At 35.3% G+C, this 24,328-nt stretch carries 38 protein-coding genes; 35 read left to right on the forward strand and 3 right to left on the reverse strand.

All coding sequences use genetic code 11. The features are described from left to right. Positions 1 to 207 precede the first annotated feature (207 nt). The 3 genes from GOQ24_RS00315 to GOQ24_RS00325 all read left to right on the forward strand — a co-directional run bounded on the left by GOQ24_RS00315 (position 208) and on the right by GOQ24_RS00325 (position 3,143). Positions 208 to 1,566: a UDP-N-acetylmuramate--L-alanine ligase gene (locus tag GOQ24_RS00315; protein ID WP_160338878.1), complete on the forward strand. Its 1,359-nt coding sequence runs from the start codon at positions 208 to 210 to the stop codon at positions 1,564 to 1,566. A gap of 128 nt (positions 1,567 to 1,694) precedes the next feature. Then, the gene (gene radC / locus GOQ24_RS00320; RefSeq protein WP_155091375.1) at positions 1,695 to 2,387 is read left to right on the forward strand and encodes a RadC family protein; all 693 of its coding nucleotides are present in this window, start codon (positions 1,695 to 1,697) and stop codon (positions 2,385 to 2,387) included. 60 nt (positions 2,388 to 2,447) lie between these two features. Beyond that, positions 2,448 to 3,143, forward strand: coding sequence for a YjjG family noncanonical pyrimidine nucleotidase (locus GOQ24_RS00325; RefSeq protein WP_155091376.1), 696 nt, complete (start codon positions 2,448 to 2,450; stop codon positions 3,141 to 3,143). Between the two features lie 25 nt (positions 3,144 to 3,168). On the opposite strand, the gene GOQ24_RS00330 is transcribed toward GOQ24_RS00325, so the two are convergent. Continuing rightward, on the reverse strand, positions 3,169 to 4,446 hold the full coding sequence (locus GOQ24_RS00330) for a replication-associated recombination protein A (RefSeq protein ID WP_160338884.1): 1,278 nt from the start codon (positions 4,444 to 4,446) through the stop codon (positions 3,169 to 3,171). A 156-nt stretch (positions 4,447 to 4,602) separates the two neighbouring features. Here GOQ24_RS00330 and GOQ24_RS00335 point away from each other — a divergent pair, with 156 nt between their 5' ends. Next, a complete protein-coding gene (locus GOQ24_RS00335) occupies positions 4,603 to 5,361 on the forward strand; it encodes a rhomboid family intramembrane serine protease (RefSeq protein ID WP_155091377.1) in 759 nt (252 codons plus the stop codon). Between the two features lie 10 nt (positions 5,362 to 5,371). Here the strand turns inward: GOQ24_RS00335 and GOQ24_RS00340 are convergent, their stop codons facing one another. Next, a complete protein-coding gene (locus GOQ24_RS00340; RefSeq protein ID WP_243731238.1) occupies positions 5,372 to 6,451 on the reverse strand; it encodes a hypothetical protein in 1,080 nt (359 codons plus the stop codon). Then, positions 6,426 to 7,160 (reverse strand): 23S rRNA (guanosine(2251)-2'-O)-methyltransferase RlmB, encoded by a 735-nt coding sequence (rlmB, locus tag GOQ24_RS00345; protein ID WP_155091378.1) that lies wholly within the window; start codon positions 7,158 to 7,160, stop codon positions 6,426 to 6,428. The genes GOQ24_RS00340 and rlmB overlap by 26 nt, the downstream gene beginning before the upstream one ends. A gap of 702 nt (positions 7,161 to 7,862) precedes the next feature. Here rlmB and rpsL point away from each other — a divergent pair. The 31 genes from rpsL to GOQ24_RS00500 all read left to right on the forward strand — a co-directional run bounded on the left by rpsL (position 7,863) and on the right by GOQ24_RS00500 (position 24,325). After that, positions 7,863 to 8,243 (forward strand): 30S ribosomal protein S12, encoded by a 381-nt coding sequence (gene rpsL / locus GOQ24_RS00350; RefSeq protein WP_002987523.1) that lies wholly within the window; start codon positions 7,863 to 7,865, stop codon positions 8,241 to 8,243. 26 nt (positions 8,244 to 8,269) lie between these two features. Beyond that, on the forward strand, positions 8,270 to 8,746 hold the full coding sequence (gene rpsG, locus GOQ24_RS00355; protein ID WP_155091382.1) for a 30S ribosomal protein S7: 477 nt from the start codon (positions 8,270 to 8,272) through the stop codon (positions 8,744 to 8,746). Between the two features lie 21 nt (positions 8,747 to 8,767). After that, positions 8,768 to 10,903, forward strand: a complete 2,136-nt coding sequence (gene fusA / locus GOQ24_RS00360) for an elongation factor G (RefSeq protein WP_160338879.1) — start codon at positions 8,768 to 8,770, stop codon at positions 10,901 to 10,903. A 12-nt stretch (positions 10,904 to 10,915) separates the two neighbouring features. Continuing rightward, positions 10,916 to 11,221, forward strand: coding sequence for a 30S ribosomal protein S10 (gene rpsJ, locus GOQ24_RS00365; protein ID WP_006259497.1), 306 nt, complete (start codon positions 10,916 to 10,918; stop codon positions 11,219 to 11,221). A gap of 113 nt (positions 11,222 to 11,334) precedes the next feature. Then, positions 11,335 to 11,952 carry a 50S ribosomal protein L3 gene (rplC, locus tag GOQ24_RS00370; RefSeq protein WP_155091384.1) on the forward strand — a complete coding sequence of 206 codons (618 nt, stop codon included), beginning with the start codon at positions 11,335 to 11,337 and terminating at the stop codon, positions 11,950 to 11,952. Then, positions 11,952 to 12,581, forward strand: a complete 630-nt coding sequence (gene rplD, locus GOQ24_RS00375; protein ID WP_155091385.1) for a 50S ribosomal protein L4 — start codon at positions 11,952 to 11,954, stop codon at positions 12,579 to 12,581. Before rplC ends, rplD begins: the two co-directional genes overlap by 1 nt. 7 nt (positions 12,582 to 12,588) lie before the next feature. Continuing rightward, a complete protein-coding gene (rplW, locus tag GOQ24_RS00380; protein ID WP_155091386.1) occupies positions 12,589 to 12,879 on the forward strand; it encodes a 50S ribosomal protein L23 in 291 nt (96 codons plus the stop codon). Between the two features lie 6 nt (positions 12,880 to 12,885). Then, positions 12,886 to 13,710, forward strand: a complete 825-nt coding sequence (gene rplB / locus GOQ24_RS00385; RefSeq protein ID WP_155091387.1) for a 50S ribosomal protein L2 — start codon at positions 12,886 to 12,888, stop codon at positions 13,708 to 13,710. Positions 13,711 to 13,721: 11 nt separating this feature from the next. Beyond that, entirely contained in the window at positions 13,722 to 14,000 is a 279-nt protein-coding gene (rpsS, locus tag GOQ24_RS00390) for a 30S ribosomal protein S19 (RefSeq protein ID WP_160338880.1), read from the forward strand. Between the two features lie 9 nt (positions 14,001 to 14,009). Next, the gene (rplV, locus tag GOQ24_RS00395) at positions 14,010 to 14,420 is read left to right on the forward strand and encodes a 50S ribosomal protein L22 (RefSeq protein WP_155091389.1); all 411 of its coding nucleotides are present in this window, start codon (positions 14,010 to 14,012) and stop codon (positions 14,418 to 14,420) included. A gap of 8 nt (positions 14,421 to 14,428) precedes the next feature. Then, a complete protein-coding gene (gene rpsC / locus GOQ24_RS00400) occupies positions 14,429 to 15,148 on the forward strand; it encodes a 30S ribosomal protein S3 (protein WP_155091390.1) in 720 nt (239 codons plus the stop codon). An 18-nt stretch (positions 15,149 to 15,166) separates the two neighbouring features. Then, positions 15,167 to 15,586, forward strand: a complete 420-nt coding sequence (gene rplP / locus GOQ24_RS00405) for a 50S ribosomal protein L16 (RefSeq protein WP_155091391.1) — start codon at positions 15,167 to 15,169, stop codon at positions 15,584 to 15,586. A gap of 13 nt (positions 15,587 to 15,599) precedes the next feature. After that, positions 15,600 to 15,791: a 50S ribosomal protein L29 gene (rpmC, locus tag GOQ24_RS00410; protein ID WP_155091392.1), complete on the forward strand. Its 192-nt coding sequence runs from the start codon at positions 15,600 to 15,602 to the stop codon at positions 15,789 to 15,791. A 17-nt stretch (positions 15,792 to 15,808) separates the two neighbouring features. Then, the gene (gene rpsQ, locus GOQ24_RS00415; protein ID WP_155091393.1) at positions 15,809 to 16,066 is read left to right on the forward strand and encodes a 30S ribosomal protein S17; all 258 of its coding nucleotides are present in this window, start codon (positions 15,809 to 15,811) and stop codon (positions 16,064 to 16,066) included. Positions 16,067 to 16,068: 2 nt separating this feature from the next. Continuing rightward, positions 16,069 to 16,437, forward strand: coding sequence for a 50S ribosomal protein L14 (gene rplN / locus GOQ24_RS00420; protein ID WP_155091394.1), 369 nt, complete (start codon positions 16,069 to 16,071; stop codon positions 16,435 to 16,437). Positions 16,438 to 16,449: 12 nt separating this feature from the next. Next, entirely contained in the window at positions 16,450 to 16,767 is a 318-nt protein-coding gene (gene rplX, locus GOQ24_RS00425; RefSeq protein WP_155091395.1) for a 50S ribosomal protein L24, read from the forward strand. Between the two features lie 2 nt (positions 16,768 to 16,769). After that, a complete protein-coding gene (gene rplE, locus GOQ24_RS00430; RefSeq protein WP_155091396.1) occupies positions 16,770 to 17,321 on the forward strand; it encodes a 50S ribosomal protein L5 in 552 nt (183 codons plus the stop codon). A gap of 2 nt (positions 17,322 to 17,323) precedes the next feature. Continuing rightward, positions 17,324 to 17,593: a 30S ribosomal protein S14 gene (rpsN, locus tag GOQ24_RS00435; RefSeq protein WP_155091397.1), complete on the forward strand. Its 270-nt coding sequence runs from the start codon at positions 17,324 to 17,326 to the stop codon at positions 17,591 to 17,593. A 22-nt stretch (positions 17,594 to 17,615) separates the two neighbouring features. Continuing rightward, on the forward strand, positions 17,616 to 18,014 hold the full coding sequence (rpsH, locus tag GOQ24_RS00440; protein ID WP_155091398.1) for a 30S ribosomal protein S8: 399 nt from the start codon (positions 17,616 to 17,618) through the stop codon (positions 18,012 to 18,014). A gap of 17 nt (positions 18,015 to 18,031) precedes the next feature. Further along, on the forward strand, positions 18,032 to 18,574 hold the full coding sequence (gene rplF, locus GOQ24_RS00445; RefSeq protein ID WP_155091399.1) for a 50S ribosomal protein L6: 543 nt from the start codon (positions 18,032 to 18,034) through the stop codon (positions 18,572 to 18,574). Positions 18,575 to 18,585: 11 nt separating this feature from the next. After that, positions 18,586 to 18,936: a 50S ribosomal protein L18 gene (gene rplR / locus GOQ24_RS00450; protein ID WP_155091400.1), complete on the forward strand. Its 351-nt coding sequence runs from the start codon at positions 18,586 to 18,588 to the stop codon at positions 18,934 to 18,936. A gap of 6 nt (positions 18,937 to 18,942) precedes the next feature. Then, positions 18,943 to 19,467, forward strand: coding sequence for a 30S ribosomal protein S5 (gene rpsE, locus GOQ24_RS00455; RefSeq protein WP_155034705.1), 525 nt, complete (start codon positions 18,943 to 18,945; stop codon positions 19,465 to 19,467). Between the two features lie 13 nt (positions 19,468 to 19,480). Then, positions 19,481 to 19,663, forward strand: a complete 183-nt coding sequence (gene rpmD, locus GOQ24_RS00460) for a 50S ribosomal protein L30 (protein WP_155091401.1) — start codon at positions 19,481 to 19,483, stop codon at positions 19,661 to 19,663. Positions 19,664 to 19,674: 11 nt separating this feature from the next. Further along, positions 19,675 to 20,127, forward strand: coding sequence for a 50S ribosomal protein L15 (gene rplO, locus GOQ24_RS00465; RefSeq protein WP_155091402.1), 453 nt, complete (start codon positions 19,675 to 19,677; stop codon positions 20,125 to 20,127). Between the two features lie 16 nt (positions 20,128 to 20,143). Further along, positions 20,144 to 21,493, forward strand: a complete 1,350-nt coding sequence (gene secY / locus GOQ24_RS00470) for a preprotein translocase subunit SecY (protein ID WP_155091403.1) — start codon at positions 20,144 to 20,146, stop codon at positions 21,491 to 21,493. Positions 21,494 to 21,498: 5 nt separating this feature from the next. After that, positions 21,499 to 21,714 (forward strand): translation initiation factor IF-1, encoded by a 216-nt coding sequence (gene infA / locus GOQ24_RS00475; protein ID WP_155091404.1) that lies wholly within the window; start codon positions 21,499 to 21,501, stop codon positions 21,712 to 21,714. 13 nt (positions 21,715 to 21,727) lie between these two features. After that, positions 21,728 to 21,844 (forward strand): type B 50S ribosomal protein L36, encoded by a 117-nt coding sequence (gene ykgO, locus GOQ24_RS00480; RefSeq protein ID WP_002987490.1) that lies wholly within the window; start codon positions 21,728 to 21,730, stop codon positions 21,842 to 21,844. 2 nt (positions 21,845 to 21,846) lie between these two features. Next, positions 21,847 to 22,221: a 30S ribosomal protein S13 gene (rpsM, locus tag GOQ24_RS00485; protein ID WP_160338881.1), complete on the forward strand. Its 375-nt coding sequence runs from the start codon at positions 21,847 to 21,849 to the stop codon at positions 22,219 to 22,221. Between the two features lie 11 nt (positions 22,222 to 22,232). After that, complete coding sequence (rpsK, locus tag GOQ24_RS00490) at positions 22,233 to 22,616, forward strand: 30S ribosomal protein S11 (RefSeq protein WP_155091406.1); 384 nt, start codon at positions 22,233 to 22,235, stop codon at positions 22,614 to 22,616. Between the two features lie 85 nt (positions 22,617 to 22,701). Beyond that, positions 22,702 to 23,307: a 30S ribosomal protein S4 gene (rpsD, locus tag GOQ24_RS00495; protein ID WP_155091407.1), complete on the forward strand. Its 606-nt coding sequence runs from the start codon at positions 22,702 to 22,704 to the stop codon at positions 23,305 to 23,307. Between the two features lie 25 nt (positions 23,308 to 23,332). Next, the gene (locus tag GOQ24_RS00500) at positions 23,333 to 24,325 is read left to right on the forward strand and encodes a DNA-directed RNA polymerase subunit alpha (RefSeq protein ID WP_155091408.1); all 993 of its coding nucleotides are present in this window, start codon (positions 23,333 to 23,335) and stop codon (positions 24,323 to 24,325) included. Positions 24,326 to 24,328 lie beyond the last annotated feature (3 nt).

Here is a 24,328-nt window from a genome sequence, read left to right on the forward strand (position 1 = left end):
ATGATAACGGAGGTAACTTTATACTTGAGTAAGTAGCTCCACCCAGGCAGACTTTAGTCTGCTTTAACAAACTATGGACTTTCAGTCCATAGTGGTTTATTTCTAAAAAGCGTAATTTATACTGAAATAGTATACTTCATTTCAAAAAGTGTTCATGTTCAAGTTTAAAGTATTAATTTTACATTTCAAGTTTAAAAAATATATAAAATGCGTGTACATTTTATCGCAATAGGAGGGAGTGCAATGCACAATTTAGCTTTGGCATTACACGATAAAGGTGATCAAGTGACAGGTAGTGATGATGCTATCTTTGAGCCATCTAAATCAAGATTACAAGAGAAGGGACTTTTACCTGAAAAGGAGGGATGGTTTGAGGATAAAATAACAGCTGATATTGATGCTGTTATTTTGGGAATGCATGCTAAGAACGACAATCCTGAATTGATTAAAGCAAAAGAATTGGGTTTAAAAATTTACTCTTACCCAGAATTTATATATGAACACTCAAAGAATAAAACAAGAGTTGTAATTGGTGGATCTCATGGGAAGACGACGATTACTTCAATGGTTTTACACGTAATGCATTATCACGATAGAGAAGTTGATTATTTAGTTGGAGCACAGTTAGAAGGTTTTGACAGGATGGTGAATTTAACAGCAGAAAATGACTTTATGTTAATTGAAGGTGATGAGTATTTATCTTCTGCTTTAGATCTTAGACCTAAATTTCATTTGTATCAACCTAATATTGCCTTGTTGAGTGGAATCGCTTGGGACCATATCAATGTGTTTCCTACATTTGAAAATTATGTAGAGCAGTTTAAGATTTTTATTGATAAGATTGTCAATGGTGGAATACTTGTGTACAATGAAGAAGACCCTATTGTCGAAAGACTTGTCGAAGAAACAGCTAATCCCATTCGAAAGATAGCTTATAATACTCCTGCTTATTCTATTGAGAATGGAATTACTTATCTTGAAACTTCAGAGGGACCTATGCCGCTTGAAGTTTTTGGAGCACATAACTTAAGTAATTTGAATGGAGCCAAGTGGGTATGTCAAAATATGGGAATAGATGAAGATGACTTTTATGAAGCAATAGCTACCTTTAAAGGTGCTTCTAAGCGATTAGAAAAGCTATTCGACAAGGGTGGGACTATCGTCTATAAGGATTTTGCTCATTCACCAAGCAAGGTGATTGCAACCACAGAAGCTGTAAAATTGCAGTACCCAAATAAAAAAGTTATTGCATGTCTTGAACTACATACTTACAGTAGTTTGAATGTTGACTTTTTGCAACAGTATAAAGGAGCCTTAGATAAAGCTGACGAAGCAGTTGTGTTTTATTCTTTGGATGCATTGAAGATCAAACGTATGCAAGAGATTTCCTCTGATCAAATGCTAAGTGCTTTTGCAAAAGAGGGATTGAAAACTTATACTAATGCTGAAAGTTTTAAATCTTACCTTTATGCTTTGGATTTATCTGATACTGTATTGTTATTTATGAGTTCTGGTAACTATGGAGGGTTAAATATGGAAACCTTTATTTCAGAAAGATTACAATAATTTTATTTTAAAAGTATAAATACTTAAAGCTTCTAATTGAATTCTATTAGAAGCTTTTTTTATAACGATCCGCAAGTTTTAACAGGCTTGATTTTTGTTGCTCTTGTACAAGTGTTAATCTAATATGTATGGAGCAAACTAATTTTACTATTAAACATTGGGCAGAAGATGATAGACCAAGAGAAAAATTGATTCTCAAAGGTAAGGCTTCTTTGAGTGATGCAGAACTTCTCGCTATTCTGATTGGATCGGGAAGTAAGCAGGAAACAGCAGTGGAATTATCAAAGCGATTATTGCAATTCTATAGCAATAACTTAGCTTTACTCGCAAGACAAGGAGTAAAGCAATTAACCACCTTTAAAGGGATAGGAGAAGCTAAAGCTGTTTCTATTATAGCGGCCTTAGAAATTGGTCAAAGAAGAAGATCTGCAGATCAGCTGACTCAGGATCAAATTACTTGTAGTCAAGATGTATTTGAAATTATGCAACCTGTTTTAGGTGATTTAGATCATGAAGAATTTTGGGTTTTACTTTTGAGTAATTCGAATAAGGTTAATCACAAATTATCTTTGAGTAAAGGAGGAATGACGGGAACAGTTGTCGATGTTCGCATTCTTTTTAAGTCGGCTTTAGACTATCGCGCAACAGGATTGATTCTTGTTCATAATCATCCTTCGGGTAAGCTAAAACCAAGTGAGGCAGATATTGCGATTACCAAGAAGATTAAGGAAGGTGGGAAAATCATGGATATCTCTTTGTTGGACCATGTGATTATAACAGAACACAGCTATTATAGCTTTGCGGATGAAGGTTTAATGTAACTTGTACAAACAGTATTTAATTTTAAGTCTTACTTTTGCAGTTATTAAAAATAACGAGTTATGAATTATCCTTTTAAGGACAAGACAGATATATTTTTTGATTTAGATCATACATTATGGGATTTTGAACGCAATTCGGCTTTGGCTTTTGAACAAGTTATCGACGAGATGAAATTTCCCTTTTCTATTGAAGACTTTCTGAAGTTTTATGTAGATATCAATGCAACATACTGGGATAAATACAGTCTTAATCAAGTGTCACAAGAGGAATTGAGAATTGGCAGAATACGCGATACGTTTGACCAATTAGGTTATTCAACTACGACTACAAAACAACTTGAAATGGGAGATAAGTATTTGAACTATTTACCTAATTACAATTATTTGTTTGATGGGGCTATCGATCTCTTAGACTATTTACAAGAGTCCTATCGTCTACATATAATTACAAATGGGTTTAATGAAGTTCAGAACAGAAAATTAATAAACTCTGGTATCTATGATTACTTCCAGACAATTACAAACTCTGAGAATGCTGGGGTTAAGAAACCGGATCCTAAAATATTTCAATACGCGTTATCTCAAGCACAGGTTCACGTTGGCAAGACTGTCATGGTAGGAGATAATCTCTTAGCAGATATCGAAGGAGCAAGGAGTGTTGGTATGGATGCTATTTACTATCATCCTCAAGAAGTTGTTAGTGATAAATCTCTTGTCCAAGTGCAAGAGTTACTACAAATAAAAAACCTGCTTTAACAGCAGGTTTTTGGTTCTATATATATTAGTATTCATATTTGATCTCCCATCTGTTTTTCAGAAATTCACGTGTACTCTTTTCTCTTGCATTATCTCCTGGTTCATAAAATACTGTACCACTTAAATCATCTGGCAAGTATTCTTGAGTGATGAAGCTGTTATTAAAGTTATGCGGATAGTCATACTCCTCCCCATAACCAAGCTCTTTCATTAATTTTGTAGGAGCGTTTCGCAAGTGGATTGGAACAGAGAGGTCTCCAAACTGTTTGACTGCTTGTTGTGCTTTGCCAATCGCCATATAAGAGGAATTGCTCTTGGGAGAAGTAGCCAGGTAAATAGTACATTGACTCAGTAATATTCTACTTTCTGGATAACCAATGACAGATACAGCCTGGAATACATTAGTTGCCATAATCAGTGCAGTCGGATTAGCTAATCCTATATCTTCAGATGCGTGAATTACTAAGCGTCTTGCTATAAACTTCAAATCTTCACCTCCTTCAATCATCCTGGCTAACCAATATACAGCACCATTGGGATCACTTCCTCTTATGGATTTGATAAAAGCAGAAACTATATCATAGTGTTGTTCTCCTGTCTTGTCGTATAGTACAGTATTTTGTTGTACTACTTTGAGCACCATCTCATTATTGATTTCTATATAGTCACCACCTGTAGCATTGATGATAAGTTCAAAAGTGTTTAGCAGCTTCCTACCATCTCCTCCCGAAAGCCTAAAGAGAGCTTCGGTTTCTTTTAATACTATCTTTTTTGTTTTTAACACCTCGTCTTGGGTAATTGCTCTTTCTAACAAGGCTTGTAAGTCGTCTTTGCTAAAAGCATTCAAGGTATAGACTTGGCATCTGGAAAGCAGTGCAGGGATAACTTCAAAACTTGGATTTTCAGTAGTAGCACCTATTAAAGTAACCCATCCTCGTTCGACAGCAGCAAGTAGTGAATCTTGTTGTGACTTGCTGAAACGGTGAATCTCGTCAATGAATAAGATTGGATTTTTCGTCGTGAATAATCCTGTGTTTTGCTTGGCTTTCTCAATTACTTCTCGAACATCTTTTACTCCTGAATTGATTGCACTTAGCACATAGAAAGGACGTTCGCTTTGTTTAGCAAGTATTTCTGCCAATGTGGTTTTACCTGTACCTGGAGGTCCCCAAAAAATTAGGGACGGTATAAAGCCCATTTTCAATTGGTTTGTTAGTATTCCATTTTCACCTACCAAGTGAGCTTGGCTGACGTAATCTTCTAAGTGATTTGGTCTTACTCTTTCTGCTAATGGTGCATCCATCATAATCATATTCTTAGTAATTGTAGAAACAAAAATACAATGCTTTTTGAAACTTCCTTTCATTCTTGAAAAGACTTTGTTCGATTAATTAAAGTACTGCGGTTAGTAGCCGGAGTTTTGAATGGATTTTATGAATAAATGTCTTACATTAGTTTTATGAAGAAAGTGCCTGCCTTTTCAATAAACATCATTTTATTGCCCCTATTTTATGTTTTATTCATATGGGGTGCCTTTTGGTGTGATTGGACTTACTTCTTAGAATTGTATGAATATGGTGTGTATCCAAGGACTTGGTCTGGGTTAAGGGGAATCTTTTTTAGTCCTTTTATTCATGGAGGGTTAAAGCATTTGTACAATAATTCGGGTGCATTGTTTATTCTACTTATCATCCTGCAGTATTTCTATAAGAGGCAAACGTGGAAAGTTGTTGTTTTGGGTATTCTGCTGTCGGGATTTGGTACTTGGTTGTTTGCAAGACCAAGTTATCACATTGGAGCAAGTGGTCTTGTTTATGTGCTCGTCAGTTTTATTTTTTTTAAGGGGATGCAGACGCGTTATTATAGATTAATGGCTGTGTCGTTAGTCATTGTAGTCTTGTATGGAGGAACTGTCTGGTATATGTTTCCATCTGTAGAAGAAGGGATTTCTTGGGAAGGTCACTTGAGTGGATTTATCGCAGGTTTAATTCTTAGCTATGTGATTGAAGAACCTGAAATACCTGAGAAATACTATAAGTACGATTGGCAAAAACCTAGTTATGATGCCTCGCAAGATCCCTTTATGCAGTGTTTTGATGAAAATGGTAATTTTATTGTAATCCCGAAGGAAAAACCTATTGATTATTCTAACTGTTATCGACCTACTTTACCCATAGTTTACGTGGATTACCTTCAGAAGTATAGGGAGTATAAATAAAAAGCGTCTTCTAAAAGACGCTTCTGTAATTCTTAATTGTAAACTTTATTGCCGTTTCAAGTATCTCTCCCATATTGTTACAATACTTAAAAGCTTTTTCATGAACAAAGTCATACATCTCCATTTTTAATTGGTCAATGTGCTCTTTAGGAGCTATTGTATCTTGTTTCATGACATTGAGTATGTCTTGAATCCTGTCTTGATTACTTATAACCCTTCTCACTAATACTGAGCGAATCTCTTTTCTATATTGTTCTATAGAAATATCTTTAAACTTATCTAATACTAATTGTACGATTGTGTTATTCTCTTTAAAGAATTGAGGTAGATAGAACTTTAGATTGCCCTCATAACATTGTTGATCAAAGTCAATTGGTCGTATGCGATAGACAACGTGATCAAAATCGTGAGTGGGAATAATGACATAATTGTACGAACGCATATCACCTAATAATCCAATTAGACAACGCTCGTTGAACTTTACGTATTCCTTTGCGATTTGTGATTTTTCTAACTCAGTACATTGAGGCAAATACTCTTTGATGAACACATCTCCTGGTATTCCCATGATGTGTTCTTCAATCAATGTATCTTTGTGTACAAGGTAGTTTACGGTATTTGGAGACATCATTTCTTCTAATTCTAATCCGTAGATACGAGAGGCATCTGCTTTTTTGACGTAGAAATTAGTATAGATGTCATTTAATTTGTTTCTAATTTTAATGCGGAACGGTTGTGAGTTTCCAAAAGAACAAAAGTCTATGGTATCTACCACCAAGTGCTCTAATAGGGTCACATCTCCATCAGAATGAAGTAAAGTGTACACTTTCGCAAGATTGGCTTCGATTTCTGCATATTCATGTTCTGGATAATAAACTCTGTACCACAGCGTGTCATTACCAAATTTATCTTCCACGCTTACATAGCCACTAAAGCGCAACAAGTCCTCATATAAAATACTAATCTTTGTAGTACGTTTATACTTTTTAAGGTACCTCGCTAAATCATCTGATACAGGATAGCTTGGTTTGCGCATTTGTCTTTTAGTGGGTTGTTCCATTTGTCTATCTTCTTTGACGAATTGCTTCATATAAGAATGCTCCACATGCCACAGAAACATTTAATGAATCTATTGTGCTAAACATAGGTAATTTTGCTTTCTCATCTATGATTTTAAGTACAGAGGGGTTAATACCTTTATCTTCACTACCCATAATGATTGCTAAAGGAGTATTAAGATCTATATCATAGATTTCTTTTTCTGCTTTTTCTGTCGCTCCTAATGTAATAACTCCAGAACCTTGTAAATAAAAGACAGCGTCTTTGATGTGGTCTACTTTACAAATAGGTATATTAAACACTGCTCCTGCAGAAGTCTTTACCGTATCACCATTCACAGGTGCTGCACCATTTTTAGAAACAATGATTCCATCTGCACCACAGCATACAGCTGTACGGATAATCGCTCCAAAGTTACGAGCATCTGATATTTGGTCTAAAATAACAAATAGAGGTTTCTCTTTTTCTGCTAATACACCTTCTACTAATGTTTCTAACGAGACAAAAGAAATGGGAGCAATACTTGCTATTGCGCCTTGGTGATTCTTTTTTGTTAATCGATTTAGTTTTTCAATTGGAACATATGAAAAATTAATGTTGTTCTTTTTAAGTGCTTTAAGCAGCTCATTCATTAATTCTCCACTTGCTTCTTTTTGAATAAAAACTTTGTCGATATCTTTTCCTGCCTCTATGGCTTCGATAATTGCACGAATACCAAATATTTGATTGTCCTGTTCCATGGTGCAAATGTAATATAAAATGTTAGGTTATATGACTGTACAATTACTGAAGTTAAAACTTAGTAATATACGGCTACAAAATTACTGCGTATATATAGGATAATCAAGTGAAAAAAGAGGATGCGTATAGAGAGGCTTTTAATTCGATTACTTGTCTGCTCTTGCAACTTTTTGAGATTATTATCCTTTGAGCGGCATTAGGGGACGGCTTTAGGTGTATTTTGGTTTTACCCAATATACAAAATAGGTATAGGTATAAAAATGCTTTGCGTTATTCTATTTGTATGTTGATGTAAGCGTAGAGTATAAAATTTACACTAAGCAGTATGACAAAATATATTTTATAGTTTGATTAGGAATAAAAAGATGATATTCGGATTTACTAAACTAAGTTTGTGTGTATAATTACACATATAGAATGTATTCTTTTGTATAAAAGTGCTATAGAATTGCTTGAAACGCAATAATATTGAATTTGATTGCTTTGCATATAATGATTTAAATGGAGGTGTTTGATAATATTAGTTTAGGAGAAAGCTAATTTTTAATAGCAAAGCGCAATGAAATAAAATGATTTGAAAAAAAAGTTTAATATGATTGAAAATTAATGAATTGAGTTTTGAATAATTCAAAAAAGTTTTTACATTTGCAACCCCGTATAGTGTGCGGGAAAATTATTTGTGGAAATTATTAATAAACATTATGCCAACAATTCAACAATTAGTAAGAACAGGGAGAACCCAATTGACTAAGAAGAGTAAATCGGTTGCTTTGGATTCTTGTCCTCAAAGAAGAGGAGTTTGTACGCGTGTTTATACTACTACACCTAAAAAACCAAACTCTGCAATGCGTAAAGTTGCAAGGGTACGTTTAACAAATGGTAATGAAGTAAACGCTTACATCCCAGGAGAAGGACACAATTTACAAGAGCACTCGATAGTATTAGTTAGAGGTGGAAGGGTAAAAGACTTACCAGGTGTTAGATACCACATCGTACGTGGAGCTTTGGATACTGCTGGAGTAAACGGTAGAACTCAAAGAAGATCTAAATATGGTGCTAAACGCCCTAAAGACAAAAAGTAATCGTATAAACGTTTAAGAAGGAAGACATGAGAAAAAGACAGGCTAAAAAGAGACCTCTTTTACCGGATCCGCAATTTAATGATCAATTAGTTACGCGTTTTGTGAATAACTTAATGTGGGATGGTAAAAAGTCTACAGCTTTTAAAGTGTTCTATGATGCTTTAGCTATCGTAGAGGAGAAAAAACAAGACGAGGAAAAAACTTCATTAGAAGTTTGGAAAGATGCATTGACAAATGTTATGCCTCACGTAGAAGTACGTTCTCGTCGTGTTGGAGGGGCAACTTTCCAAATTCCAATGCAAATTCGTCCGGATAGAAAGATTTCTATGGCGATGAAATGGATGATTTTGTATGCGAGAAAAAGAAATGAAAAGTCAATGGCTGCAAAATTAGCTTCTGAAATCTTGGCTGCTGCTAAAGAAGAAGGTGCTGCAGTTAAAAAGAGAATGGATACTCACAAAATGGCTGAGGCAAATAAAGCATTCTCTCACTTTAGATTTTAATCCATACAGAAACTATATACAATGGCAAGAGATTTAAAATATACAAGAAACATTGGTATCGCTGCTCACATCGATGCTGGTAAAACAACTACGACAGAGCGTATTTTGTTCTATACAGGTAAAAACCACAAAATGGGAGAGACTCACGAAGGATCTTCTACAATGGACTGGATGGAGCAAGAGGCTGAAAGAGGTATTACTATTACATCAGCAGCTACTACTTGTACTTGGAATTTCCCTACAACTCAAGGAGCTGTGATTCCTGAGTCTAAGGAATATCACTTCAATATTATCGATACTCCGGGACACGTTGACTTTACAGTTGAAGTTAACCGTTCATTACGTGTATTAGATGGATTAGTTTTCTTATTTAGTGCTGTTGATGGTGTTGAGCCTCAATCAGAAACTAACTGGAGATTAGCTGATAACTATAAAGTTCCTCGTATGGGATTTGTTAATAAGATGGACCGTCAAGGTGCTAACTTCTTAGCAGTATGTCAGCAAGTAAAAGATATGTTGAAATCTAATGCAGTGCCGATTGTTTTACCAATTGGTGATGAAGCTGATTTCAAAGGTATCGTTGATTTAGTGAAAAACCGTGCAATCGTATGGCATGATGAGAATCATGGTTCTACTTTTGATGTTGTTGAGATCCCAGCGGATATGTTGGATGAAGTTAAACAATACAGAGGTCAGTTAATCGAAGAGATTGCTGCATACGATGAAAATTTATTAGAAAAATACATGGAGGATGAAAACTCTATCACTGAGGATGAGATTCACGTTGCTTTACGTGCTGCTACTCTTGATATGAGCATCATTCCTATGACTTGTGGATCTTCTTTCAAAAACAAAGGAGTTCAGTTTATGTTAGATGCTGTTTGTCGTTACTTACCTTCTCCAATGGATAAGGAAGCTATCGAAGGAACTAATCCTGATACAGAAGAGCCAATCTTACGTAAGCCTTCAGTTACTGAGCCGTTTGCTGCATTAGCGTTTAAAATTGCTACTGACCCATTCGTAGGTCGTTTAGCTTTCTTTAGAGCTTATTCAGGACACTTAGATGCTGGTTCTTATGTATTGAATACTCGTTCTGGAAACAAAGAGCGTATTTCTCGTATCTACCAAATGCACGCTAACAAACAAAACCCAGTTGAATATATTGAGGCTGGAGATATTGGAGCTGCTGTAGGATTTAAAGATATCAAAACTGGAGATACTTTATGTGATGAGAAGAATCCTATCGTATTAGAAAGTATGATATTCCCAGACCCTGTAATCGGTATCGCTATTGAACCAAAAACAAAAGCGGATATGGATAAAATGGGTACTGCTTTAGCTAAATTAGCTGAGGAAGATCCTACTTTTACAGTTAAAACTGACCAAGCGTCTGGACAAACTGTAATCTCTGGTATGGGTGAATTACACTTAGACGTTCTTATTGACCGTATGAGACGTGAGTTCAAAGTTGAAGTTAACCAAGGTGAGCCTCAAGTTGAGTACAAAGAAGCTCTTACTCGTTTCGCTGATCATAGAGAAGCTTATAAAAAGCAATCTGGTGGACGTGGTAAATTCGCGGATATCGTATTCAAAATGGGACCTGCTGATGACGTAGATGGAAAACCATTCGTTGGATTACAATTCGTAAACGAAGTTAAAGGTGGTAACGTTCCTAAAGAATATATCCCTTCTGTAGAGAAAGGATTTAGAGAGGCAATGAAACAAGGTCCTTTAGCTGGATTCGAAATGGATTCAATGAAAGTAACTTTAGTGGATGGTTCTTACCACGCGGTTGACTCGGATGCATTATCTTTCGAATTAGCTGCTAAGTTGGGGTATAAAGCTGCTGCGAAAGCTGCTGGAGCTATCATTTTAGAGCCTATCATGAAATTAGAGGTATTGACTCCTGAAGAAAACATGGGTGATATCGTTGGAGATTTGAACCGTCGTCGTGGACAAATCAACAGTATGGATGATAGAAATGGTGCTAAAGTTGTTAAGGCTTCAGTTCCATTATCAGAAATGTTCGGTTATGTTACTACATTGAGAACATTATCGTCTGGTAGAGCAACTTCTGTAATGGAGTTCTCTCACTACTCTGAGACGCCATCAAACATTTCAGAAGCAGTAATCACTAAAGCAAAAGGTAACGCTTAATTTTAGAGTAAAATGAGTCAAAAAATCAGAATAAAATTAAAATCTTACGATCATATGTTGGTTGATAAATCAGCAGAGAAAATCGTAAAAACTGTAAAAAGTACAGGTGCTGTTGTAACAGGTCCAATTCCGTTACCAACTCACAAAAAAATCTTTACTGTTCTTCGTTCTCCTCACGTGAACAAAAAAGCAAGAGAGCAGTTTGAATTAAGTTCATACAAAAGATTGTTAGATATTTATTCATCATCTTCAAAAACAATTGATGCTTTAATGAAATTAGAGTTACCAAGTGGAGTTGAAGTTGAAATCAAAGTGTGATAATAACTAACTTTTCTTAACTGAAAATAATATTCTAGCTAAGTATTAAGAGTTGCTCTTAATACTTAGCTCTTTAAATGAATAAAACAATTTATAATTAATAATTAATATTTATGTCTGGGTTAATTGGTAAAAAAATCGGCATGACTAGTATTTTCGATGAGAATGGAAAAAACATTCCATGTACAGTAATCGAAGTAAGTCCTAATGTCGTTACCCAAGTCAGAACCAATGAGGTTGACGGGTATGAAGCGTTACAACTTGGTTTCGATGACAAATCAGATAAACATGCTACTAAAGCTGAGTTAGGTCACTTTAAAAAAGCTGGTACATCTGCTAAAAGAAAAGTTGTTGAAATTAAGGATTTCGCTGGAGAGTATAAACTAGGTGATGCAATCACTGTAGATTTGTTCTTAGAAGGTGAGTTTGTTGACGTACAAGGTGTTTCTAAAGGTAAAGGATTCCAAGGGGTTGTTAAACGTCACGGTTTTGGTGGGGTAGGACAAGTTACTCACGGTCAAAAAAACCGTTTAAGAGCGCCAGGATCTGTAGGTGCATCTTCTTATCCTTCTAGAGTATTCAAAGGAATGCGTATGGCAGGAAGAACAGGAGGAGTAAATGTAACAGTACAAAACCTTAGAGTTTTAAAAGTAGTTGCTGATAAGAATCTACTTGTTGTTAAGGGAGCAGTTCCAGGACACAAAAACTCTTATGTAATCATTCAGAAGTAATGGAAGTAAAAGTTTTAGATATCACAGGAAAAGATACTGGTAGAAAAGTTGAACTTTTAGATTCAGTATTCGGTATAGAGCCAAACAATCACGCAGTATATCTTGATGTTAAACAATATTTAGCAAATCAAAGACAAGGAACTCACAAGGCTAAAGAAAGAGCTGAGATTTCTGGAAGTACTCGCAAGATTAAAAAACAAAAAGGAACTGGTACTGCAAGAGCAGGAAGTATTAAATCTCCAGTATTCCGCGGAGGAGGTAGAGTTTTCGGACCAAGACCAAGAACTTACTCTTTAAAATTGAATAAAAGTTTAAAACGATTAGCAAGAAAATCTGCTTTCTCAATTAAAGCAAAAGAATCAAATTTAATCGTTGTTGAAAACTTTAACTTTGAAGCTCCAAGCACTAAAGATTTTATCAAAGTGTTGAGTGGTTTAGGGTTGGAAAATAAAAAATCTCTATTTGTGTTTGGTGAATCAAATAAAAATGTATATTTGTCATCACGCAATTTAGAGAAGGCTGCTGTTGTAACTACTTCAGAATTAAGCACTTACGGTATTTTAAATGCTGGTAGTTTAGTGTTAACTGAGGGTTCTGTAGCTGGAATTGTCGAAAATTTAAGTAAATAATAGGAAGATGAGTGTTTTAATTAAGCCTATAATTACAGAAAAAATAACTAAAGACGGCGAAATATTCGGTCGTTTTGGTTTTGTAGTTGATAGAAGAGCTAACAAAATTGAGATCAAAAAAGCAGTAGAAGCTGCTTATGGAGTTACTGTTGTTAGTGTAAATACTATGAACTATGCTGCTAAGCGTTCTGTTAAGTACACTAAAAGTGGAATGATCAACGCTAAAACTAATGCTTACAAGAAAGCAATAGTTGAATTGAAAGAAGGAGAGAGTATAGACTTTTATTCAAATATCTAATAAATAATGTCAGTTAGAAAATTAAAACCTATTACCCCAGGTCAGCGTTTTAGAGTTGTGAATAGTTTTGACGCTATAACAACTGATAAGCCGGAGCGTAGTTTACTAGCACCGAAAAAAAAATCTGGAGGTAGAAATAGTCAAGGGAAAATGACCATGCGCTACACAGGTGGTGGTCATAAACAAAGATACCGTGTGGTAGATTTTAAAAGAACTAAAGTTGGAATTCCAGCTACTGTTAAAACTATCGAGTATGATCCAAACCGTACAGCATTCATCGCTTTGATTGCTTACGCAGATGGAGCTAAATCATACGTAATTGCACAAAGCGGTATGAAAGTTGGTCAAACTGTAGTTTCAGGACCAGAAGCATCACCAGAAGTTGGGAATGCGATGCCTTTAAGAAATATTCCTTTAGGAACTGTTATTTCTTGTATCGAATTACGTCCAGGACAAGGTGCTGTTATTGCTCGTTCAGCAGGTACATTTGCACAATTAGTTGCTAGAGATGGTAAATATGCTACTATTAAAATGCCTTCAGGAGAAATCCGTTTAATTTTATTAGAGTGTGTTGCTACTATCGGAGCTGTGTCTAATCACGATCACCAATTAATCGTTTCAGGTAAAGCTGGTAGATCTAGATGGTTAGGTAGAAGACCAAGAACAAGAGCTGTAGCGATGAACCCAGTAGATCACCCAATGGGAGGTGGAGAAGGTCGTTCTTCAGGAGGACACCCACGTTCAAGAAACGGGATGCCTGCTAAAGGTTACAGAACTCGTTCAAAAGTTAAAGCGAGTAATAAGTATATTGTTGAACGTAGAAAGAAATAAAAGATTAAGACATGGCACGTTCGTTAAAAAAAGGACCTTATGTTCACTTTAAATTAGAGAAGAAAGTTCAACAAAACGTAGAGAGTGGAAAAAATGGAGTTATCAAGACTTGGTCAAGAGCTTCTATGATTACTCCAGACTTCGTTGGACAAACTATCGCAGTGCACAATGGTCGTCAATTTGTTCCTGTATATGTAACAGAGAACATGGTAGGACATAAATTAGGAGAATTTTCACCAACAAGATCTTTTAGAGGTCATGCTGGTGCAAAGAATAAAGGTAAAAAATAATAAGAAGCTATGGGAGTTCGTAAAAGAGAGAGAGCTGAGCAGATTAAAGAGGCTAACAAGCAAGTTGCTTTCGCTAAGCTAAATAATTGCCCTACTTCTCCAAGAAAAATGCGCTTAGTAGCGGATTTAGTTAGAGGACAGAAAGTAGAAAAAGCTCTAAATATATTAAGATTCAGTTCAAAAGAAGCTTCTCGTAATTTAGAGAAATTGCTTTTATCTGCAATCGCTAACTGGCAAGCGAAAAACAGTGATTCAAATATTGAAGAAGCTGGTTTAATCGTTAAAGAAATCAGAGTTGATGGTGGTATGATGTTAAAAAGATTACGTCCTGCACCTCAAGGAAGAGCACATAGAATAAGAAAACGTTCTAATCACGTAACAATCGTGTTAGGATCTAATAATAACACACAAAGCAATTAATAAGCAGTATGGGACAAAAGACTAATCCAATCGGGAATCGCCTTGGTATTATTAGAGGATGGGACTCAAACTGGTATGGTGGAAATGACTACGGTGATAAAATCGCTGAAGATCACAAAATCAGAAAGTATATCCATGCTCGTTTATCAAAAGCTAGTGTTTCTAAAGTAATCATCGAAAGAACTTTGAAACTTGTAACCGTTACTATCACTACTGCTAGACCTGGTATTATTATCGGGAAAGGTGGACAAGAGGTAGACAAGCTAAAAGAAGAGTTAAAAAAGATTACTGATAAAGAAGTTCAGATTAACATTTTTGAAATCAAACGTCCTGAATTAGACGGATATCTTGTGGCTGCAAGTATCGCTCGTCAAATTGAGAACAGAATTTCTTACCGTCGTGCGATTCGTATGGCTATGGCTGCTGCGATGAGAATGAACGCTGAAGGAATTAAAGTTATGATTTCTGGTCGTTTGAATGGTGCTGAAATGGCACGTTCTGAAACTTTTAAAGAAGGACGTATTCCTTTATCAACTTTCAGAGCTGACATCGATTACGCACTTGCTGAAGCTCACACTACTTATGGTAGAATGGGAATTAAAGTGTGGATCATGAAAGGTGAAGTTTATGGAAAAAGAGATCTTTCTCCGTTAGCTGGAATGGATAAAAAACAATCTAAATCAGCAGGATCTCCAAAAGGTAAAACTAACCAACGCAAAAGAAAGTAATTTTTAAACTGAAGAAAAATGTTACAGCCTAAAAGAACAAAATACCGTAAGGTACAGAAAGGTAAAATGAAAGGGATTTCTCAAAGAGGGCATGAACTTTCAAATGGTATGTTTGGAATCAAATCGATGGACACTTCATTTATTACTTCTCGTCAAATTGAGGCAGCTCGTATTGCAGCTACTCGTTTCATGAAACGTGAAGGACAGTTGTGGATCAAGATTTTCCCAGATAAACCAATTACTAAAAAGCCTCTTGAAGTACGTATGGGTAAAGGTAAAGGTGCAGTAGAGTACTGGGTTGCTGTGGTAAAACCAGGAAGAATTATGTTCGAAGTTGGTGGAGTGCCAATTTCAGTTGCTAAAGAAGCATTGCGTTTAGCAGCACAAAAACTTCCAGTTAGAACTAAATTTGTAATCGCTAGAGATTTCGAAGCATAATCTAAAATTTATCATGAAACAATCAGAAATAGTAAGTCTATCTGTAGCTGAATTACAAGATCAACTAACGCAGTTGACAAGCGCATATAATAACTTAAGATCTGCACACGCGATTTCTCCAATTGAGAATCCTCTTCAAATCAGAACGGTTAGAAGAAGCATCGCTAGAGTTAAGACAGAGTTAAGTAAAAGAGAGTTACAATAATTGTATTCTGCCGAAAGATGGAAAATAGAAAAGAAAGAAAAGAAAGAATAGGTGTTGTTACTAGCAACAAAATGGAGAAATCTATTGTTGTGTCTGAAGTAAAGAGAGTAAAACACCCTTTATACGGAAAGTTCGTGTTGAAAACTAAGAAATATGTTGCACACGACGAAACAAATGACTGCAACATTGGTGATACAGTTAGAATTATGGAGACTCGTCCATTATCTAAATCTAAATGTTGGAGATTAGTTGAAATCATTGAAAGAGCGAAATAATTATGGTACAACAGGAATCTAGACTTAAAGTAGCAGATAACACGGGAGCAAAAGAAGTTTTGACAATCCGCGTGTTAGGAGGAACGAAACGTCGTTATGCCTCTGTAGGAGATAAAATTGTAGTTTCAATCAAAGAAGCAACTCCAAACGGAAACGTTAAGAAAGGTGCTGTTTCAACTGCAGTTGTTGTTCGTACCAAAAAAGAAGTGAGAAGAGCCGATGGATCTTACATCAGATTTGATGATAACGCATGTGTATTATTGAATGCTGCAGGTGAGATGAGAGGAACTCGTGTTTTTGGTCCAGTAGCGAGAGAACTTCGTGAAAAACAATTCATGAAAATTGTATCATTAGCACCAGAGGTGTTATAATTCTTTCAAAAGATGACTAAGCTAAAGATAAAAACAGGAGATACAGTACGTGTAATTGCTGGAGACCATAAAGGTTTAGAAGGTAAGGTAGTACGTGTATTACGTGAAAAAAACAAAGCTATTGTTGAAGGGTTAAACATCATTTCTAAGCATGTTAAGCCTAGTGCTACTAACCCTCAAGGTGGAATTGTTAAAAAAGAAGCTCCAATCCACATCTCTAACTTAGCGATCGTAGATCCTAAGACTAACGAAGTTACAAGAGTAGCTATCGAGAAAGATGAGAACGGAAAAAATGTTAGAGTTTCTAAAAAATCAAAACAAGTATTATAGTTATGGCTTATATACCAAGACTTAAAGAAGAGTATAAAAGCAGAGTAATCTCTGCTCTTACTGAGGAATTTGGTTACAAAAACGTTATGCAAGTTCCAAAACTTGAGAAAATCGTTGTTAGCCGTGGTGTTGGAGCAGCTGTATCTGATAAAAAATTAGTTGATTACGCAGTTGAGGAATTGACTAAAATTACAGGACAAAAAGCTGTTGCTACTATCTCAAAGAAAGACGTTGCTACGTTTAAATTGAGAAAAGGTATGCCAATTGGAGCTAAAGTAACTTTACGTGGAGAGAAAATGTATGAGTTCTTAGATCGTTTAGTAACTTCTGCTTTACCACGTGTTAGAGATTTCCAAGGAATTAAATCTGACGGATTTGACGGAAGAGGAAATTATAACTTAGGTGTTACTGAGCAGATTATTTTCCCTGAAATCAATATTGATAAAGTAAACAAAATCGCTGGTTTTGATATCACTTTTGTAACATCTGCCAATACAGATAAAGAAGCGAAATCTTTACTTGCTGAATTAGGATTACCTTTTAAAAAGAATTAAGTATGGCTAAAGAATCAATGAAAGCCCGTGAGGTAAAAAGACAAGCATTAGTAGATAAATATGCTGATAAGAGAAAAGCTCTTTTAGAAGCTGGAGACTACGAAGGGTTACAAAAATTGCCTAAAAATGCTTCTCCAGTACGTTTACACAACAGATGTAAATTAACAGGAAGACCAAGAGGGTATATGCGTCAGTTCGGTATTTCTCGTGTTACTTTCCGTGAAATGGCAAATAATGGATTGATACCAGGAGTTAAAAAGGCAAGTTGGTAATTAAGATTTAAAGGTAAAAACAATGTATACAGATCCAATAGCAGATTTCCTTACAAGAATTAGAAATGCTGTGCGTGCAAACCACAAAGTAGTTGAGATTCCAGCATCTAACTTTAAGAAAGAAATCACGAAAATTTTATTCGATCAAGGATATATCTTAAGCTATAAATTTGATGATAGTTCAGTTCAAGGAACAATCAAAATAGCTTTAAAATATGATAAGGACACTAAAGAGTCTGTAATTAGAGATATCCAAAGAATTAGTAAACCAGGTTTGCGTAAATACGCTTCTGCAGCTGACCTTCCTAGAATCTTAAATGGTTTAGGAATCGCTATTATTTCAACATCAAGAGGATTGATGACTGGAAAACAAGCGAAACAACTTAATGTTGGTGGAGAAGTAGTTTGTTACGTATACTAATTTAAAAAGACTAAGAGATGTCAAGAATAGGAAAAAGTCCAATAGCAATCCCTGCTGGTGTAACGGTTGACGTTAAAGAAGGAGAGATCGTTGTTAAAGGTAAATTAGGAGAGCTTACTCAGAAATTTGATACAGTTAGTGTTAAAGTTGAAGAAAATAATGTAATTGTTGAGCGTTCATCTGACGATAAAGATGAGAGAGCAAAACACGGTTTATACCGTAGTTTAATTAACAATATGATTACAGGTGTATCTGAAGGATTTACAATCACTTTGGAATTGGTAGGGGTAGGATATCGTGCTTCTAACCAAGGTCAAAAGTTAGATTTAGCTTTAGGTTTTTCACACAATATCGTAATAGATGTTGCTTCAGAAGTAAAAGTGGAAACTATATCTGAAAAAGGGAAAAACCCACTAGTGAAATTGACTTCACATGACAAACAATTAGTAGGTCAAGTGGCAGCTAAAATCCGTTCATTCCGTAAACCAGAACCTTACAAAGGAAAAGGTATCAAGTTTGTGGGTGAAGAGTTAAGAAGAAAAGCAGGTAAATCAGCTTAAAAATTAAGACTATGTCATTAACAAAATCTGAAAGAAGACAACGTATAAAATTCAGAATTAGAAAGGTGGTTACTGGAACTACAGCAAAACCAAGACTTTCTGTATTCAGAAGTAATAAAGAGATCTATGCGCAAATCATAGATGACGTGAATGGAGTAACTCTAGCTTCAGCATCTTCAAGAGAAGCTGGTATAACAAGAGGAACCAATATTGAAACTGCTGCATCGGTTGGGAAACTAATTGCAGAAAAAGCTTTAAAAGCTGGTATAGAAAATGTATCTTTCGACAGAAATGGTTATTTATACCACGGACGTGTTCAATCATTAGCGAACGGTGCTAGAGAAGCTGGATTAAAATTCTAATTAGTTATGTATCAAAATTATAAAAACGTAGAATTTGTAAAACCAAGTGGTCTTGATTTAAAAGACCGTTTGGTTAGTGTTAATCGTGTAACTAAAGTAACTAAAGGTGGGCGTGCTTTCGGATTCTCAGCTGTAGTTGTAGTAGGTGACGAGAACGGTGTAGTGGGTCATGGTTTAGGTAAATCAAAAGATGTTTCTGAAGCAATCGCTAAAGCGGTGGAAGATGCTAAGAAAAACTTAGTAAGAATTCCTTTGAATGGTCATACTATTCCTCACGAACAAAAAGGTAAATTCAGTGGAGCAAGAGTATTATTGATGCCTGCATCTTTGGGTACTGGAGTAATTGCTGGAGGTTCTGTGAGAGCAGTTGTAGAATCAGTAGGGATTAAAGATTTATTATCAAAATCTCAGGGTTCTTCTAACCCACACAACGTGGTTAAAGCTACTTTCGATGCTTTATTACGCTTAAGAAGTGCTTCTACAGTTGCAAAACAAAGAGGAATTTCTTTAGAAAAAGTATTTAAAGGTTAATTTGAAGGAAGTTATGTCAAGAATAAAAGTAAAACAAGTAAAAAGCCAAATCAACTGTCCTCTTATTCAAAAGAGAACATTAGAGGCTTTAGGACTTCGTAAAATTGGACAAGTAGTGGAGCATGAAGCTTCAAGTGCAATTTTAGGAATGGTAAAAAAAGTTCAACACTTAGTTTCTGTAGAAGAAATTAAATAATTTTGTAAAGTATGAATTTAAGTAATTTACAGCCAGCAAACGGTTCAGTACACAACCAAAACAAACGAGTTGGTCGTGGTGAAGGTTCTGGAAAAGGAGGAACTTCTACAAAAGGACATAAGGGAGCAAAATCACGTTCAGGATATTCTAAAAAGATCGGATTTGAAGGAGGGCAAATGCCACTTCAAAGACGTGTACCAAAATTTGGTTTCAAAAATATTAATAGAGTTGAGTACAACGTTGTTAACTTAGAAACTTTACAAGGTTTGGTTGATAATGGAGTAGTTACAGATACTGTAGATTTCGCTCTTTTAGTAGATTTAGGTTTAGCTTCTAAAAATGGTTTAGTGAAGGTTTTAGGACGTGGCGAATTAAAAGCTAAATTAAAAGTTTCTGCTCATAAATTTTCAGCTTCTGCTAAACAAGCAATCGAAGCTGTAGGAGGAGAAATTGTAACGTTATAAAATCTTAGTAAACAAGATGAAGAAGTTTTTTGAAACATTAGCCAATATTTGGAAAATTGAAGAACTAAAAAATAAAATTCTAATTACATTAGGATTATTACTTGTGTACCGATTCGGTACACAAGTTACTCTTCCAGGTATTGACGCTACAAAATTGCAAGCTTTAACAGAGCAAACTAATCAAGGTGTTGGTTGGTTAATAAATGTGTTTACAGGGGGAGCGTTCTCGCAAGCTTCTGTTTTCGCATTAGGTATTATGCCTTATATTTCTGCTTCCATTGTAGTACAGTTGATGGGAATCGCGGTTCCTTATCTTCAAAAACTGCAAAATGATGGAGAAAGCGGTAGAAAGAAAATGAACCAAATTACGCGATGGTTGACAATTGGTATCACCTTGTTACAAGGGCCAAGTTACATTTATAATTTGTACTTGCAGTTGCCATCAGATGCATTTTTGCTAGGTTTCGATTCTTTCTCATTCTTGTTTTCTTCAGTAATTATACTAGTTACCGGAACTATTTTTGCAATGTGGTTAGGTGAAAAAATTACTGATAAAGGTATTGGAAATGGGATCTCATTGTTAATTATGGTTGGTATTATCGCAAGATTGCCAATGGCGTTCGTTCAAGAGTTTCAATCGAGAACAACTGAAAGTAGTAATGGTGGTCTTATGTTGGTGGTGATTGAAGTAATTTTATGGTTGTTAATCATTATTGCTTGTATTTTATTGACGCTTGCTGTTAGAAGGATTCCTGTTCAATATGCAAGAAGAAGTGCTTCTGGAACTTATGATCAATCAATGTTAGGTGGTAACCGTCAATGGATACCTTTAAAGCTTAACGCATCTGGAGTAATGCCAATCATCTTCGCTCAAGCGATTATGTTTGTGCCAGCAGCAGTTGCTGGATTATCAACTTCGGATACTGCAAAATCTATAAGTACAACCTTCCATAATGTATTTGGTTGGGAGTATAATTTACTTTTTGCTTTATTAATCATAATTTTTACGTACTTTTACACCGCAATTACAGTACCTACTAATAAGATGGCTGATGATTTGAAACGAAGTGGAGGATTTATACCTGGTGTTAGACCAGGAACAGAAACTGCGGATTTCTTAGACAGAATCATGTCTTTGATTACTTTCCCAGGTTCGTTATTCTTAGCTTTGATCGCTGTTTTTCCTGCAATAATGAAAACAGTGATAGGTGTTCAAGATCATTGGGCTATGTTTTATGGTGGAACATCGTTACTAATTATGGTTAGTGTTGTAATTGATACTATCCAACAAATAAACTCATACTTGTTAAATAAACAGTATGATAGTATGATGACTAGTGGTAAAAATAGAAGAGCAATAGCTTAATTTTTATGGCAAAACAAGCAGCAATAGAACAAGACGGAGCAATCGTAGAAGCGTTATCAAATGCAATGTTCCGTGTAGAATTAGAAAATGGACATGTCGTAATTGCTCATATCTCTGGTAAGATGCGTATGCACTATATTAAGTTACTACCAGGTGATAGAGTAAAATTGGAAATGAGTCCTTACGATCTGACCAAAGCAAGAATTACTTATAGATATTAAAGAGGCTATTAAAATGAAAGTAAGAGCATCAGTTAAAAAAAGAAGTGCCGAGTGCATTATAGTACGTAGAAAAGGTAGACTTTACGTTATTAATAAAAAGAATCCTAGATTTAAACAAAGACAAGGATAATTATGGCAAGAATCGCAGGGGTAGATATACCTAAACACAAAAGAGGAGTTATTGCTTTAACTTATATCTTCGGAATTGGTTCAAGCAGAGCTAAAGAAATTCTTGAAAGAGCAAACGTTAGCGAAGATAAAAAAGTTCTAGATTGGAACGATGATGAAATCGGAGCAATTCGTGAAGCTGTAGCTCACTACACTATTGAAGGTGAATTAAGATCTGAAATTTCTTTAAACATCAAACGTTTAATGGATATCGGATGTTATAGAGGAATCCGTCATAGAGCTGGTCTTCCATTAAGAGGACAAAGAACTAAGAATAACTCTAGAACTAGAAAAGGTAAAAGAAAAACTGTTGCTAACAAGAAAAAAGCAACTAAATAATAAGTAGTAATATGGCTAAAGCGAATACAAAAAAACGTAAAGTACTTGTTGAATCAACAGGTGAGGCTCATATTAATGCGACGTTTAACAATATCATCATTTCATTGACTAATAAAAAAGGTGAAGTGATTTCTTGGTCATCTGCAGGTAAAATGGGATTCAGAGGTTCTAAAAAGAACACTCCATACGCTGCTCAAATGGCTGCAGAAGATTGCGGTAAAGTTGCACTTGAGGCAGGACTTAAAAAAGTTAAAGTTTATGTAAAAGGACCTGGAAATGGTAGAGAATCTGCTATCAGATCATTACATAACGGTGGAATTGAAGTAACTGAGATTATCGATATTACTCCAATCCCTCATAATGGATGTCGTCCTCCTAAGAGAAGAAGAGTTTAATTTATAGTATAACCAAAGGTAGGAATAGATTATCGGAGGAAAGTGACCTGAATTCATAATCCCTACCTTTTTTTAATTTTTAGAAATGGCAAGATATACTGGTCCACAAACTAAGATCGCTCGTAAATTCGGCGAAGCTATTTTCGGAGATGATAAATCTTTCGAAAAAAGAAATTACCCTCCAGGACAACACGGATTAGCAAAAAAACGCGGAAAAAAATCTGAGTATGCTATCCAGTTAATGGAGAAACAAAAAGCTAAATATACTTACGGTATTTTAGAAAAACAATTCCGTAACCTTTACAAACAAGCAGCTGCTGCTCGTGGAGTTACTGGTGAAGTTTTGATTCAATTATGTGAGTCAAGATTAGACAACGTTGTATTCAGAATGGGTATCGCTCCTTCTCGTCGTGCAGCTCGTCAAGTTGTTTCTCACAGACACATTACTGTAAACGGAGAGGTGGTTAATATCCCTTCTTATCAACTAAAACCTGGTGATAAAGTTGCAGTTCGTGAAAAATCTAAAACTCTAGAAATTATCGAACGTTCGTTATCTAATTCTAGTGCTGTTTATGAGTGGATTACTTGGAATCCTGAAACTTTAGAAGGTACTTTCGTAAATGTACCACAAAGACTTCAAGTTCCTGAAAACATCAAAGAACAGTTAATCGTAGAGTTGTACAACAAATAATAATTGACATTCAGTCGAAACAAATATGGCAATATTTAATTTTCAAAAGCCCGATAAAGTTATCATGATTGATTCGACCGATTTTAAAGGTAAATTCGAATTTAGACCTTTAGAACCGGGATATGGATTGACTATTGGTAATGCATTAAGAAGAGTTCTTCTATCTTCACTTGAAGGATATGCTATTACTTCAGTTCGTATAGAAGGTGTAGATCATGAGTTTTCTACTATAGCAGGTGTTGTTGAGGATGTAACTGAAATCATTCTTAACTTAAAACAAGTTCGTTTCAAACGTCAAATCGAAGATGTTGATAATGAAACTGTAAGTATCTCTTTTTCTGGTAAAGAACAAATGACTGCTGGTGATTTCCAAAAGTTCATTTCAAGTTTCCAGATCTTGAACCCAGATCTTGTAATTTGTAATTTAGATGCTAACGTGTCTATTACATTAGATTTGACGATTGAGAAAGGAAGAGGGTACGTTGCTGCTGAAGAGAATAGAAAGCCAAATGCACCTATCGGAACTATCTTTACTGATTCAATTTATACTCCAGTTAAGAACGTTAAGTATGCTATTGAAAACTATCGTGTAGAGCAAAAAACTGATTACGAAAAATTGGTTTTTGATATTATCACTGATGGTTCTATTCATCCAAAGGATGCTTTAACTGAAGCAGCAAAAACTTTGATTCATCATTTTATGCTGTTCTCTGACGAAAGAATTACTTTAGAGGCTGATGAAATTGCTCAAACTGAGTCTTATGATGAAGAATCATTACATATGAGACAGCTTCTAAAAACTAAATTGGTAGATTTAGATCTTTCAGTTCGAGCATTGAATTGTTTAAAAGCGGCTGAAGTAGATACATTAGGAGATTTAGTTTCATTTAACAAAAACGATTTAATGAAGTTTAGAAACTTTGGTAAAAAATCTTTATCAGAGTTAGAGGAACTTGTTGCAGTTAAAGGGCTAAATTTTGGTATGGATCTATCAAAATACAAATTAGATAAAGAATAATGT

It is taken from the genome of Myroides sp. LoEW2-1 (genome assembly GCF_009767705.1).
GTDB classification, from domain to species: Bacteria; Bacteroidota; Bacteroidia; order Flavobacteriales; family Flavobacteriaceae; genus Flavobacterium; species Flavobacterium album_A.